Annotated in this window: 10 protein-coding genes and 3 pseudogenes; 4 read left to right on the plus strand and 9 right to left on the minus strand. The window is 33.9% G+C overall.

The window, feature by feature from the left end; translation table 11 throughout:
• The first annotated feature begins 385 nt into the window (after positions 1-385).
• From BCR21_RS13755 to BCR21_RS13765, 3 genes are all read left to right on the plus strand, one after another.
• Positions 386-1243 (plus strand): DUF4922 domain-containing protein, encoded by an 858-nt coding sequence (locus tag BCR21_RS13755; protein ID WP_069647037.1) that lies wholly within the window; start codon positions 386-388, stop codon positions 1241-1243.
• A gap of 12 nt (positions 1244-1255) precedes the next feature.
• On the plus strand, positions 1256-2110 hold the full coding sequence (locus BCR21_RS13760; RefSeq protein ID WP_069647038.1) for an alpha/beta fold hydrolase: 855 nt from the start codon (positions 1256-1258) through the stop codon (positions 2108-2110).
• Positions 2111-2244: 134 nt separating this feature from the next.
• Positions 2245-3642: a gluconate:H+ symporter gene (locus BCR21_RS13765; RefSeq protein ID WP_069647039.1), complete on the plus strand. Its 1398-nt coding sequence runs from the start codon at positions 2245-2247 to the stop codon at positions 3640-3642.
• A gap of 33 nt (positions 3643-3675) precedes the next feature.
• Here the strand turns inward: BCR21_RS13765 and BCR21_RS17365 are convergent.
• The 5 genes and pseudogenes from BCR21_RS17365 to BCR21_RS13790 form a co-directional block, all read right to left on the minus strand.
• Positions 3676-3789, minus strand: a pseudogene (locus BCR21_RS17365) (transposase); the annotation flags it as partial.
• Positions 3790-4319: 530 nt separating this feature from the next.
• Positions 4320-4727 (minus strand): annotated as a pseudogene (tnpA, locus tag BCR21_RS13775) (IS200/IS605 family transposase).
• 349 nt (positions 4728-5076) lie between these two features.
• Positions 5077-6084 carry a phosphotransferase gene (locus tag BCR21_RS13780; protein WP_069647041.1) on the minus strand — a complete coding sequence of 336 codons (1008 nt, stop codon included), beginning with the start codon at positions 6082-6084 and terminating at the stop codon, positions 5077-5079.
• A complete protein-coding gene (locus BCR21_RS13785) occupies positions 6084-6665 on the minus strand; it encodes a dTDP-4-dehydrorhamnose 3,5-epimerase family protein (protein WP_069647042.1) in 582 nt (193 codons plus the stop codon). The genes BCR21_RS13780 and BCR21_RS13785 overlap by 1 nt, the downstream gene beginning before the upstream one ends.
• Before the next feature lie 186 nt (positions 6666-6851).
• Positions 6852-8105 (minus strand): phenylacetate--CoA ligase family protein, encoded by a 1254-nt coding sequence (locus tag BCR21_RS13790; RefSeq protein WP_069647043.1) that lies wholly within the window; start codon positions 8103-8105, stop codon positions 6852-6854.
• 770 nt (positions 8106-8875) lie between these two features.
• Here BCR21_RS13790 and BCR21_RS13795 point away from each other — a divergent pair.
• A pseudogene (locus tag BCR21_RS13795) lies at positions 8876-9542 on the plus strand (IS6 family transposase).
• A gap of 165 nt (positions 9543-9707) precedes the next feature.
• Here the strand turns inward: BCR21_RS13795 and BCR21_RS13800 are convergent.
• The 4 genes from BCR21_RS13800 to BCR21_RS13815 form a co-directional block, all read right to left on the minus strand.
• Entirely contained in the window at positions 9708-10577 is an 870-nt protein-coding gene (locus BCR21_RS13800; RefSeq protein ID WP_069647044.1) for a DegV family protein, read from the minus strand.
• A 211-nt stretch (positions 10578-10788) separates the two neighbouring features.
• Positions 10789-12126, minus strand: coding sequence for a dihydrolipoyl dehydrogenase family protein (locus BCR21_RS13805; protein WP_069647045.1), 1338 nt, complete (start codon positions 12124-12126; stop codon positions 10789-10791).
• A gap of 14 nt (positions 12127-12140) precedes the next feature.
• Positions 12141-12842, minus strand: a complete 702-nt coding sequence (locus tag BCR21_RS13810) for a YoaK family protein (protein WP_069647046.1) — start codon at positions 12840-12842, stop codon at positions 12141-12143.
• Positions 12843-12922: 80 nt separating this feature from the next.
• Entirely contained in the window at positions 12923-14086 is a 1164-nt protein-coding gene (locus BCR21_RS13815; protein WP_069647047.1) for an oxalate decarboxylase family bicupin, read from the minus strand.
• Positions 14087-14108: the final 22 nt, after the last annotated feature.

Raw genomic sequence — 14108 nt, forward strand, 5'->3', positions numbered from 1 at the left:
TATACTTTTTTCGATAAAAATAAGTAGTCTAACAATAAATTACTTATTTATATAAATATCTTTTAAGGAGGTGAATACTATGCGCAAACAAAAATTAAGTTTCAAAAAAGTAGGTCAAACTAACGCAGCTTCAAAACAACGTTAATTACTTGGATGATAACGATTTAGAATTAGTCGTTATCATAAATTATGTGTGCTTATTTAACACATAATTAGTTTTTGATAGCCCCGAAAGAAGTATGGGATTTATCAACAAGGAGCATCGAAAATACTAAGGGTATTTTTGATGCTCCTTATATTATAATTCTAAATATAATCTTCATAACAAAAGTCTCGTTTTTCAAGATCAGTTTACTTAATTGAATAGTACGTGGAGGAATTACTTATGTTCAGTAAATACGACCGCAAACTTTCCGTAATGGATATGGAGTGCATAGTTCGATTCATTCCATCATTAATTAAAAGATATAATGAATGGGATCAAAAGTCATTGAATAATTGTAACTGTCCATTTTGTGAACGGTGGTTAAATTCAAGTAAATCAATATCACAGTTGTTTCATATTATAAAAAATGATTACCCATTCATGGTTAATCAATTTACTATCTTTGGAAACATACACGAAGAGTTTCTGAATAGTGTTCAAATTAAATCAGCTCTTAAATTAATTAATGATATGCCTAGTTGTCAAAGTGGTGGTGTTCAAATTTTTGGCAGCGGAGCATCTATACCTCAACATGCTCATTTCTCAATATCAAATGAAAAATATCCCATAAGTATTCTTAATCGATCAGTAATTTTAACTACTAAAACCTTTCAAATAAGTCGCATACTAGGCATACCTCATCTTGCGCTTGTTGTTTCAGGACAATTAGAGGATGTAAGTAGTATAACTTATAAAATTTCACAGACTCTTAGGTATAAAAAACTTAGTTACAATTTATTGCTGACGGATAACCATGAAATCATTGTAATACCTAGAATTCGAGAAAACAGTGTATCTTTAGGTCGGAAAGTAGGTGTATCCTTTGTAGGAGGTATTTATCCTTGCTATGTTAAGAATATGCAACCCTATGAGCTTTCTGAGAGTGTATTAAACGAAATGTTTTATCATTGGCAAACAGTGAATTCTTCAATCCTATTACAGGCATTAGTAGATACCACTCTTCCTTCAACATTACAAAAAAATGAAGTATTTGAATTAATCGAATTTGATACAATTCTAAATAGAAACATATTATGAAAGGATTAGTTTATGGGAAAAAAAAAAGTTTTAAATGAATTTTGGCGTATTGAAGATAGTCCATCTCAATACAATTTAGATGGATTCCGATTTCACACTGAAACAGAGAACCCAAAGGGAACTAGATTATTAATTCAAGGGTTGGGTTGTGAATCTAAAGTTATTTGGGAAGATGTTCTAACTGAATTTGAAAAATTAGAATCCCAGCGTGATTTAATTGCTTTTGACGTGAGAGGTATTGGTAAATCGGAAGGTAAGTCCGAATCATTTGATCAGATCATTGAAGATACAATTCAAGTACTTCGTAAAGAGGCACCTCCCATTCAACTGGTTGGTCATAGCTTAGGTGGCTTAGTTGCTCTTCAAGTAGCTAAGAAGATTCCAGAACTAATTGATAGCGTAATCCTTGTATGTTCAAATCCTCGATATAATAAAAAAAGTAAATCGGGATTCATTTGGCGTGCAGAACAAATTCGTCGTCTACAGTCAATATGTTGTATTTTTGATAAAGTAATTCCTCGTAGTTTTGCAACAGATTTTATTAATACTCATCCAACTGTCATTTCAAATTTTACTAATATGTTGAACCGTCAATCTCCTACTAATTATAGTAACCTATGTTTAATTGCATCTGAAGCAGATGCATTGACTGCTTTTGACAGTATTACGGTTCCTCTTTTGATGATTGTAGGGTCCAAAGATCCAAGCATTACTTTAGAAAGATCTTCTCAATTCGCTACTAGAAGAAAGTGTACTGTTGAATCTATTGATGGAGCAGGACATAATATACCACTTGAAAATCCGAGAGAATTAACAAATATCATTCAAAAATTTGATTACACTATGGTTCAAAAAAAAAAAAAGTAATTTCTCCAATCATTATTTTTTACAAAGGTAAGAAGAAACGGCATTGTTTTTAATTTAGACCCCAGGCTTTTATACTAAAAGTGTTAGGTTAGATTAAATACAGACGAACTAATCCTTCCTTGGAAAGGAACAAAATGCTTGATTTACTCGTTCTACTGGCTGGATTAATACTCCTCCTAATTATGATTCTCAAGTTCAACATTAATACTTTTGTATCTTTAATTGTGGTATCTGTACTTATTGGTATAGGACTTAAAATTCCTATCTCTCAAATACCTATCTCCATTACGAATGGTATTGGGAGTTCCCTTAACGAGCTTGCTATTGTATTCGGTTTTGGAGCTATGCTTGGACGCTTAATCACGGACGCGGGTGGTGCTTATCGCATCTCATATACGTTAATTAATTTTTTTGGGGAAAAATATATTCAATTTGCAATAATGATTGCTAGTTTTATTGTAGGAGTTGCCTTGTTTTTCCAAGTTGGAATGGTCTTATTAATTCCAATTATATTTGTTGTTGCTATTGAGGCCAAAATCCCATTGCTTTACTTAGGTATTCCAATGGCAGCTGCATTATCTATAACACATGGTTTATTACCTCCACACCCAGCACCAATGACAATAGCAAGAGGATTTAATGTAAACCCAGGGACTATACTAATTTATGGAATTATTATGGCTATTCCAATGACCATTATTGGGGGTATTTTCTTTACAAAATTTATTCAAAAGTTAATTCCGGAAGCTTTTGTTATAAAACCTAAGCTAAGTACTTTTGGTGAATTTAAAGAATGGCGATTTGAGGAAACTCCTTCTTTTCTTCTCTCGATTCTGACCTCTTTGATGCCTGTGATTTTAATGATAATTTCAACATTTTATGATATAGCAATCAAAAGGACCCATGAGTTGTCTCCAACAATAACTATTGTTGACGGCATAACAAAAACAACCTACCCTACCGGATGGGATGGGATCGCCTTTTTCCTTGGTAGTTCGGTAGGTTCAATGTTTATTTCACTTTTATTTGCTATGTGGTCAATGGGTTGGTTCCAGAAGAGAACAAATAAAGAGATTGCTGAATCTATGGAGAGCTCAATCAAATCTATTGCCATGCTTTTTTTAATTATTGGCGGTGGTGCGGCATTAAAACAGATTTTAATTGATGGAGGAATCTCAGCACAAATCGAAAAATTGTTTAACAATTCTTTAATTTCTCCTTTAGTTTTAGCTTGGCTTATTACTGCTATTCTTCGTTTTGCACTCGGTTCTGGTACTGTTGCGGCATTAACTGCTGCAGGTATAGTTTCAGGAGTTGTAGAAAAAATGTCTCCAGAGATGTCTGCTTTTATGGTTCTCGCTATTGGTGCCGGATCTATTGCAGCTTCTCATGTAAATGATTCTGGTTTTTGGATGTTCAAAGAATGTTTTGATTTGGATATAAAACAAACACTAAAAACATGGACAGTTCTTGAAACACTTATCTCTATCGTAGGACTTGGAATGATTTTGTTAATAAGTAACTGGCTTTGATTTTCTTATAGGCTTCGGTTTTATTCTGTTGCTTTAAGTGTTTGATCTCTCTTGAAACTCTTGAAAATCCTGATTCAAGTGCTTTATCATGTGGAAACGATCAATAATTAATTGACCATTTGGAAAAATATTTTTTAGAAATTGAAAATAAGTAGCGTTCCATTTTTGGCATTTGGCAAGTCTTTCCTAACTCTTTTAAATTACGAATAGCAGTAGTGTTGGAAACATTGGTCATTTTAGAAATGAATGAAAGAGAACCCTTTTCCTTGAGCAATGCGCTGATCTTAGCTGTCATATGATTCGTAAAGGAATGTCTCGGATGAACAAAATAGCTTTGTGCTGTCCAATGAGTCAAACAATTTTTACACGTGTACCGCTGTTTCGCAAACTTCATAATAGTAGGCATATAGTTGTATTGATCAAACCGAACTGTGATTCTTTTTTTCCATTCTGACCCTCCTTCGTTGAACCACAATTTATACAAACATCTTGGTAAGGAGATTGTGTTGCATGGATGACTAAGATATTTTATTTTTGGATTATTTCGTAAGAAACAGCCTCAATTTTTAGATTTTTATCGGTAATTCTTAGAATTTTTTGACATCATTAATCATGAGCATATCATCCTCTCTGTTTAGTGTTTTTTTAATTAATCATACAATAGAACGTTATGTTTTTTAATTCAAAGCCCCTTCAAGGGGCTTCTTAAAAAGACCATCATCCGCTTCTTGCTCTCTAATGTATTTTTCGATTGTCTTTTGATTCAATACAACAGTACTAACACAATATCCTTTTGCTCAAAATGTTCGATTCCCATAATTGTACTTCAAATGCGCATGTCTTTCATGAATGAGAACCGCACTTCTTCCCTTTAAATAGCCCATGAAACTTGAAACACTTAACTTTGGTGGTATTTTTGCTAACATATGAATATGATCTGGCATTGCATATGCTTCTATGATCTCTACTTCTTTTATTTCACATAATTTTCTCAAAATTGTTCCAATATCTTTTCTTAGTTTTCCATAAATAACTTTCCTTCTATATTTCGGTGTGAAAACTATGTGATAAACTTTTATCGTCATTAGACATAAAAATCTCCTTTCACTATACTAATATCTGGTTGGTAACCATTTACTAGTATAACGAAAGGAGATTTTTAACACTAAAGCTTCTGTTTCCTCACACATCGAACGTGTGGTTTGTTTCTGTCGTTAATGAAAATAGGACTAAAGAATCATTTCTGATTCATCAGTCCTTTAAATTATAGAGCCCAAAATATTAGGAAACCCAAGGACAAATCGTTGTCATGGAATACGGACATCCAGGCAAGCTATCAATAAATTGAAATGCTAAACGTCAACGACCTGAATGAGTTTATCAAATCGGGTAGTTAGTGTGTAGTTACCGTTCTATGACACGCTTACATCAAGGTTACAATTCTTCTATCAATATTTTTAATTCATTGGAAATATCAGATAGAACAAAATTACACCCTATCATACGTACACCAATTCTATTTATCTTATCTAGATTTTCAGTAGAAAAATATTTGGTCCAGGCATACGCAGATGGGCCAGTGAGTCGATAAAGCATTTGAACCGCAACATGACTCCAAAGTGAATCGAGCTCTGACTCCAGTTGTTTAGATTTTTTTACATAAGCTACTAAGAATTTTTCGATATATTGGCGGTATGAAATCTTTTCAGGTCGAATAATTGCTGCAATAACAACTTCAGCAACAAAATAGGACAAATCGTATACACACTTTCCCATTCCTGAATGTTCGAAATCGATTATACCTAGCATACCTGACTGATCTATAAGTATATTCTTACCATTGAAATCTCCATGAATAGGAACAAAGCTATCGTCAAAATTAAGTAATTCACTATATAGTTGCTTATAAATTTTTCTGTGCTGATCTGTCAATCCGTCAATCAGATCAGTGCAATATTGAATTCCAATTTTATATAGAAGAAGTTCATTAGTTTCTATGACATCATTTTTAGGTACAGAGCTATTGTGAAATTCAGCAATAGCTTCACCTAAAGCTTTTGGATTATAAATTTTAAGTCCATTATCCAAAAAATACTTTAAATCCAAGCCCTCCTCAATATAATCCATTAAAAAAGAACGTGGAAACTCAACTATGACCTTTGGTATCTCAACACCTATAACATGAACATTATTTCTCGCAAAATTTTGCATAGAAACCGAAGTCTTTAGTCTTTTTTCTGGGGTAATATTTGGTGGATTGTATGCAATCTCAACTGCTGTAAAAGGAAGAAATTCTTTATACAATAAATGACACTTTGGAGCTTCTATTTCAAATAGTATATTACCCCAAACACCAGATTTATGGGGGGATACTTCAATTACACCACTATCAATATGAAGAGCATCAGCTACTTGTTCATTCACCTTTGCCATGTTAGACATTAAGATTCTTTCTCCATTGAAGAAAGTACCTCACTCAGACTAGGGGCTTGCGAGTCTTTTTTAGAAATCTGATCACGATTATTAGGATCAATAGGAATAGGCCAGTTAATACCTAATTCAGTATCCAATGGAGATAATGCCTTCCCTGACATTCCTGGAACCCATTCATTATCAAAAAAGTATAGATACTCTGTATCTACATCAAGTGCTTGAAAGCCATTACATACTCCTTGAGGTACAAACACTTGGATACCCGGTGTTAGGTGAACTGTCACAACTGAACCAATTGTACTGCTTCCTAATCTAGTATCAACATAGACACCGAAGGCTGATCCATAAGCTACAGTAACTAGTTTTGACATAGCTTCCCCGTGTAAACCTCTTACCGCTCCTTTGTTTGTCTTAGTTAAATTTACTTGCTTCCATCCAGATACAGTATCTGGTAGAAATTCAGAATAACTACTTTGACGATAAAGTTCCCTAACGGTTCCTCGATCTTCTGTAGCCATTTTTGAATTAATAATTTGCAAACCTTCAATTTCTGATCCCGATGTAGATAGTTTATCAACATGTAATTTCATTTTCCTTGCTCCTAACATCAAATATTAATTTTTTTTTCAACCTTATTCTAGATTATTCCATCTTATTTATACCTTGTCAATAGAACGAAATTAGAAACGAATTATTTCTTCAATCAAACTTTCAGTATTACTATATTTATAATAAAGCAAATCCATAAAATTATATTGATTGCCAAAAAGTTACAATTAACATTTACACAAAAATAAGTGACCCTTTTCTGTTCTTCTTTTATAAATCATGTTCTCAGATAGAATTTTTATTTCAAAAAGAAAATCCTTATTTAATCGTTCTTTAGTTAAGTTAATAATTTCTTGAACGACCTTATTTACATCTTTAAATTCATTAATTTCTATCAAAAATGAATTTAAAGTTGGTTGTGTAATTTGAATGTACTTAATATTCTTACCCGCAGGTATTTCAAATATAGTTCGTTGTAAGATTTTGTGAAATAACACATTCCCGAAAACCTTATTAGATAGACCTTTAATTAAATTAATCTCTCGTCCTTCTAAAATTTGAATAACAGGACCTTTTTGATTACAACTACACTCTGTATCTACAAATTTTGCAAAATCACCCGTTTGATACCTAATAATGGGAAAAGCTTTATTGATGAGACTAGTTACAAATACTCTCCCAGGCTGATCCAATTGATTTATAATTTTATCATTATCATCTAAAAGTTCTATATGAACAAGAGTCTCATTTACATGTAGATGCCCTTTATTACAAGACATTGCCATTGCCCATGTTTCTATACACCCATATTGATTGACTATTTTTACATTAAAAAAGTTCTCAATCTTTTTCTTTGTCTCATCAGAGTAATGATTACCAGTGAACTCAATGTAATGTAAATCACTTAAACTCAATTTATCTCTATGATTTTTTAATATATCTACATGTTTTTCGATTGTATTTGGTGAAGCATGAAGCCATCTGCTCTTGCTAAACTCTACTTTTTTATATAAATTAATTACATGATCTAGATTAAAATCATTAGGATTAGGATTCTCTCTATTAATCCCTGTATGGTTAAAAGAAAACAAATTTTGGATAGTTAATTGTTTATCAATTTTCCTTCTAGTTTTCCACATTTCTAACGATATTGCTGAACGTTCTGATTTTGTTTTAGCACATCTAAATGGTATACCGCTAGTTCCCGTAGTTTGTTCAATAATAATATTATCAAATTCATAAACCTCATTAAAGGAATCACCTTGTCTGACAGTCGGATTCTCTAACAACTTTACTAGTTTATTTTTTCGAATTCCAAGATCTTCACTGATGAAATTAGAGTACTCACTAAGTATATTTTTTTTGTTGATTAAAGGAAAACTATCCAAACTACTCGAATCACACACCCTATTGTCTCTATAAAAAGGAACACTTTGACGTACATATTCCAATTGACTTCTTAATCTTTCGTTAATTTTCATTTCTTCCACTCCTAAACTCAATTTAATGGGACAAAATACATTAGACTTTTACAAGTAACTACTACCATTAGACAGGGAGACTCATTAACATCTATTACTATGATTTTAATGTAAAAAAAGTTATTTTTAAACCTTAATATTTATGGGCGAATAAATTTTTTTCTGTAAAGTCTCTTAATAACGAATATTGTTAATTTTGGTATGACTTTTGATAACCTATTGAATATCAGAAATCAGATTAATAATATTCGTAATCTCAAAATACATTAGCACGCTGGTAAGGCCATTTACTCCAACCTTTCACTATCAAACGTTCCTTCGCAGAACTCCCTTCTATTTTTCGTTTAATTCATAATAGCTGTCTGTCATTTTTTTACTAATTCATTTTTAGATATTTTGTTTCTTGATTCAGCGTATTGATCTAATAAACACTGCATCTTTTTTCTGTGTCTGATTCTTCGTAGTGCTTTTTTCCGCATAAATAGTCATTGCATAAGCATTCTTGAACTTCATACCTTCAATAGAAGATTTTCTACTTTTTAGTTCTCTTACCGAAGTTTCTCCCATTCAAACTTTTTTAGCAATACTAGTATTTGTCTCCTTATTTTTGAAAAGAAGCCACTCAATTAACAATTTATCTGCATACATAAAGATTCTCCTTTTCAGTATCAAAGTTCTCATTATAGATAAATTTGGTTCTGTTACAAAGTTTTTCCAATAAGATAATTTTAATGTAAAATAGTTAAAAAAGATCGCTTGGAGGAATAAAGATTGATCACTTTCAAGAAAAACAATTTCAGAAAGACGTGATTATTATCGCCGTTTGCTATTATCTTCGTTATAGCCTCAGCTATCGTAAAATCCAAGAAACCCTTTATGACCGTGGGATCCATGTTTGTTACACCACGATTTACCGTTGGGTTCAAGAATAAGGGGAAGTCCTTTATCAAATTTAGAAAAAGAAAAGTCGACAATCTTTCTATTCATAGAAAATGGACGAGACCTATATCAAAATTAAAGGAATTTGGCATTATTTATATCATGCTATTGATGCTGAGGGACTAACCTTGAATATTTGGTTAGGTAAAAAACAGGATACTCAAGCTGATTATGCCTTTTTAAAACGATTAAGGAAGGAATTTGGTGAACCAAAGGTTCTTGTAACTGATAAGGCTCCCTCCGTAAGAAGTGCAGTAAAAAAGCTTCAGAAAAATGGATTATATCAGAAGATGGAATATCGAACGGTCAAATATCTCAATAATTTGATTGAACAAGATTATCGACCTATCAAACGCCTAAAGCCTTCGCACGTTCTCGATCGCTATTAAGGGCATGGAAGCGATTCGACGTATATACAAGAAAAGCCGAAAAGAAGGAAATCTCTTTGGCTTTGCTGTCTACACGGAAATTGAAATATTATTGGGAATAACTGCTTAATCTATAGTCAAAATGGAATCTGTAATATTTATTTTGAAACTTTGCAACAGAACCGCTGTCTGTAATTACATATTCTAATCCATAAACGATCTTCAATACTTACATTACACTCTACATCATTTAATACATATAAAATCAACATTCCATTTTTCTATCCTTGATTGTCTAAACTCTTTTCTTCCCTCTAGAGAATACTGCAATGCAACCATTTCCTGTATGACTAGTAATCGTTGGGCCTAAGGGATGCAAATGAATCTCCTTAACTTGAATCTTTTCTTCGATCATAACTTTGACTTTCTCAGCACTCTCTAGATCCCCAGCATAGGCAATAAATAATGTTTGTTTTAATGGTTCGACCATTCCTTTAACCGTCTCATCTGCCAGCTTTTTCAATGCTTTACTACGACCTCGAACTTTGCCGATATTTTGTAATTTACCTTGCTCATCCACTATAATGATCGGCTTCACATTCATTAGTCCGCCAATTGCCGCAGCAGCTTTAGAAATCCTACCACCACGCTCTAAATGCTTCAAATCATCCACCGTCACCCAAGACTGAACAGTCATCTTATTTTCAGATAACCATAATAAGATATCCGCTAAAGAATGTCCGTCGTCTTTCAATTGAATAACTTCACTGACTAGCAAACCTTCGCCTAAACTAGCAGCTTTCGTATCGATCACATAAATTTCTGCATCATTGTATTCTTCCTTCAATATATCAACAGCCTGCATCGCACTTTGGTAAGAGCCGCTTAAACCAGAAGAAAAGGCTAAATATAATATCGGCATCTTCTTTTCGACAAAGGGTCTAAAAAATTCAATATAGCGTCCCACATTCACTTGAGAAGTAGTCGGCATGCCGCCTGTTTTTATTTCTTGTAAAAACCAATCATAATCAAATGTTTTCCCTAAATCATCGACTAATTCTTTCCCATTCAATTGAATGGTCATACTGATAAAATCAACATTATTGGCTTCTAAATATGTATATGGTAAATCACAACATGAGTCTGTCATTAATTTAAATGTCATTTTTAAATCCTCCCTAACTGTTTTTCTATTTTAACACATAATTGATGGATACTCATGCTTTATTAGATAAGCCAATAACTGTAAAAAAATGTGTCTTAGAAAAAAAGGGTACATAAAATAAGTTCGGTTTTAATACTACTCATCAAAACCGAACTTATTTTTCACAATGGACGATTGTCCCAGAGTTTATTGATTTTTGAGTCTCTTACCTTTACTTCCAAAATCGAGTCATGTCGTTCACTAACGATGGATATGCGTAAATTTGTTTTTTCAAATCATCTTTTGTCCACTCTGCATATAGCGCCATCGTTATATAATTAATAAAGATATCCGCTTCTTGACTCATCACTGTAGCGCCTGCAACACGGTCATCACTCCGTCTTGTAACAATTTTAAGTAGTGCAGGATTCTCGTTTTTTCTTTTTGAATCTAGCCACTTGCTGATATCCATTTCCTCAACCACGTACTCTTCTGGCTCTGCCAACGCTTGTGCAGTTGTCACACCGACTTGAGCAATTCTTGGTTCACTGAAGATCGACGTAGAAGCCATCGGGTAGCGGATAGGCGCTAATTCTTTTTTTAGTAGATAAGAAACAAGATAATCTGCTTGATACGCAGCAAAGGTAGCTAATTTAGGAACGTTAGCATTAGAACAGTCGCCACAAGCAAATATATGTGATTGATTTGTTTGCAAATATTCATTGGTATCAATCCCATGAGCATCATACAAAACTTGTGCATTCTCAAGTTTTAGTGAGTCGATCAGCGGAACTCGTCCAGCAACATTGTATACTTGGTCTACTTCGAACACTTCACCTGATTCTGTCTGCACACGTAACGTATCCTCTTCTGTCTTTTCTATTTTTTTCACGCTCTCATTGAAATGAAAAGAGACACCACGTTTTTTATTGATTTCTATTAATTGACTGACAAATTCTTGATCAAAATTCTTCAATGCTCGTTCATCATGTTGCAACACAATTACGTTACATCCAAAAGTTGCGGCAATCGTGGTAAAGGCAAAAGAAATAATCCCAGCACCAATAAAGATCGCTGTTTTAGGCAACTCCTTTTGTGTTAAAAATACAGCACTATCCGATAAATAATTAATCCCTTCAAAAGAAAATGGACGGTCTGTGCCACCACTTGCTATAACAAACTGTTCTGCCGAATAAACGATACCATCTACCTTCACTTCATTTGGCGAAACAAATGTAGCTGTTCCATATATCGTTGTAATCCCCGCTTCTTTTAATGCCAGTTGATGTTGATTATCTTCGTCTGCTTCAATGCTATCAATCCAGTTCATCGCATCTTGCCAATCTAATTCAACTGGCGTCGTAATACCATGTGCTTCAAAACGTTGATTTTGTAATGCATGCTGTGTAATCGTTACTAATTCTTTTTTTCGAGTACTGCCGACATTATAGACTACACCACCAAAAAAGGTAGATTCAATAACGGCAACTTTCTTACCACCTTTGCTAAGACCAAACGCAGTAGACAAACCAGCGACACCACTGCCAATCACAATAACGTCAAAAACCATGTTTTCTCCCCCTACTAATTTGGATCAATAGTAATTACTTTGTTTTCGACTTTAATCACTTTCGAATAAAATGCGATACAAACTAAAACAACTGCAGTAAACCATAATGATTTTTCTCCATAAGCAGACGTTAGAAGGGTTCCGATCAAGCCTCCGCCAGCAAATCCAATCAATACAGAAAAGTATAACCAGCTATTTTTCCAAGCATCTTTTGTCCCGACGATCGCTTGAATGATATAATTGAAAGCCAATTGCACAACTAGCGTAACGGCGACATTTCCATAAAGCATTCCATCAATTTTATGAAAAGCATTTCCTTGCATACCAGCAAGAAATGAAATCAACATACATAAGTGTAGGGCACTAAAATATCCATTGATTGGGGCAAAACCCAGTGCGATTAAAATCAATGCTTCTACAAGTAAGATTTCAAAAGCCCAGATTTTTTTCTTTTTAATTCCTAACACTTCGATAATTCCTGTAACCAATGCTCCTATACCAAAGCATAAAATAGTCAATGCAATCGTTGCAAAATGGCTCCAATTTTTTGTGGCGATCGTCTGACCTAACAAAATAATATTCCCAGATTGTACCGTGCTAAATGCTTTTCCTATAAAATACGTATACCCATCCATAGAACCTGCTGCAATTGCTAAGAAGAAGGCGATCCATGGCAATTCCATGACGGGATATGTTGGCACTTTTCGATTTTCCATCTGTCATCTCTCCCTTTCATCATCATCATAAAAAAGCCTAGAAAAATTGTTTCTTTTCATTTCTAGGCAATTACTGAATATTATTCAGTTTTTTTATACCAAACAACTGGCTCAGGTTTATCAGGATTTGGTAATGATTCAACAAATTGTTTAGTCACATTCAAATGATCAGCGACCATTTGAGCTGGAGAAGTTCCTAACCATTTATTTAATGAGATGTCTGAATAATCAGCTGTTTTAAACACTTCAACAAAGCGTAATGGTTCGTCTCCAGTATTTTGAACATAGTGCCCTGCTACTATTGGAACAACACCTACATCTCCTGCTTTAAAATCAAAGGTACGAGCTAATCCTGCTGAATTAAAGACCGTCATTTTTGCCTGTCCTTGAATGTAATATTGCCATTCTGAAGCTTTTGGATGCCAATGTAACTCTCTCATCCCACCTGGTTCTACTTCAACAAAGGCTGCTGAAATTGTTTGAGCCACTGGGAAGACACTTTGATCCACAATTTTTACTTTACCTGCTTCTGAAATTATAGGATCTAATGTGTCGATATGGAAAGTAAATGGGGAAGGTACTTCACCATTATTACTTGGGCGATCAACAGCCTCAATTGAATCTGGTACATTTGCTTTAAAAATATATTTTTCAGATTTAGGGAAGCTTTCCAAATCACTTATTTGTTTTTTGAAGTTTGCTGCTACAATGTCTTTTGGTGTATGTGCCAACCAATCGGATAAAAGGAAGGTATTATTTTCAGAAAAATCCGGTTCACTGAATACTAGTAAAAATTCGCAACCTTGATCCAATGCTTGAATAGAATGTGGAATTCCTGATTCAAAGTTCCAAATATCCCCTTCTTTTACATCATCAATAAAACTGCGTCCATGTTCATCAATCGCTGTAACACGCGCATTACCGTAAAGCATTAAGCCCCATTCTGCTTCTTTGTGCCAATGCATTTCACGATAAGCACCGGGTTCTAAACTCATGTTTACCCCTGCGACATCTTCAGAAATTGGTAATTCACGATTTGTGATTTCTCTTGTCCAACCCCCTTCTTCTAGTCGTTGATGGGCATCAGAATAGCTGAAACGTAAGTTATTCACTGTTCCATGATCAGTTGCTGGTGGCACCAAAATATCTGGATTTTCTTGATCTCGAGAAAGATTACGAGGACCATGATCAATCCAACCTTTACCGTCTGATTCTCTGAATGGTTCAACTCTGTTTTCCGTCATAAAAAACTCTCCTCTCGTTATA

This window comes from Enterococcus ureasiticus (assembly GCF_001730285.1).
In the GTDB taxonomy this organism is placed as follows: domain Bacteria; phylum Bacillota; class Bacilli; order Lactobacillales; family Enterococcaceae; genus Enterococcus_L; species Enterococcus_L ureasiticus.

Excerpts from the sequence above, each read along its gene's own strand:
- BCR21_RS13800 (WP_069647044.1), bottom strand. The coding sequence starts at position 10,577 with ATGACATTTAAATTAATGACAGACTCATGTTGTGATTTACCATATACA.
- BCR21_RS13805 (WP_069647045.1), bottom strand. The coding sequence starts at position 12,126 with ATGGTTTTTGACGTTATTGTGATTGGCAGTGGTGTCGCTGGTTTGTCT.
- BCR21_RS13760 (WP_069647038.1), top strand. The coding sequence starts at position 1,256 with ATGGGAAAAAAAAAAGTTTTAAATGAATTTTGGCGTATTGAAGATAGT.
- BCR21_RS13780 (WP_069647041.1), bottom strand. The coding sequence starts at position 6,084 with ATGTCTAACATGGCAAAGGTGAATGAACAAGTAGCTGATGCTCTTCAT.
- BCR21_RS13785 (WP_069647042.1), bottom strand. The coding sequence starts at position 6,665 with ATGAAATTACATGTTGATAAACTATCTACATCGGGATCAGAAATTGAA.
- BCR21_RS13765 (WP_069647039.1), top strand. The coding sequence starts at position 2,245 with ATGCTTGATTTACTCGTTCTACTGGCTGGATTAATACTCCTCCTAATT.
- BCR21_RS13755 (WP_069647037.1), top strand. The coding sequence starts at position 386 with ATGTTCAGTAAATACGACCGCAAACTTTCCGTAATGGATATGGAGTGC.
- BCR21_RS13815 (WP_069647047.1), bottom strand. The coding sequence starts at position 14,086 with ATGACGGAAAACAGAGTTGAACCATTCAGAGAATCAGACGGTAAAGGT.
- BCR21_RS13810 (WP_069647046.1), bottom strand. The coding sequence starts at position 12,842 with ATGGAAAATCGAAAAGTGCCAACATATCCCGTCATGGAATTGCCATGG.
- BCR21_RS13790 (WP_069647043.1), bottom strand. The coding sequence starts at position 8,105 with ATGAAAATTAACGAAAGATTAAGAAGTCAATTGGAATATGTACGTCAA.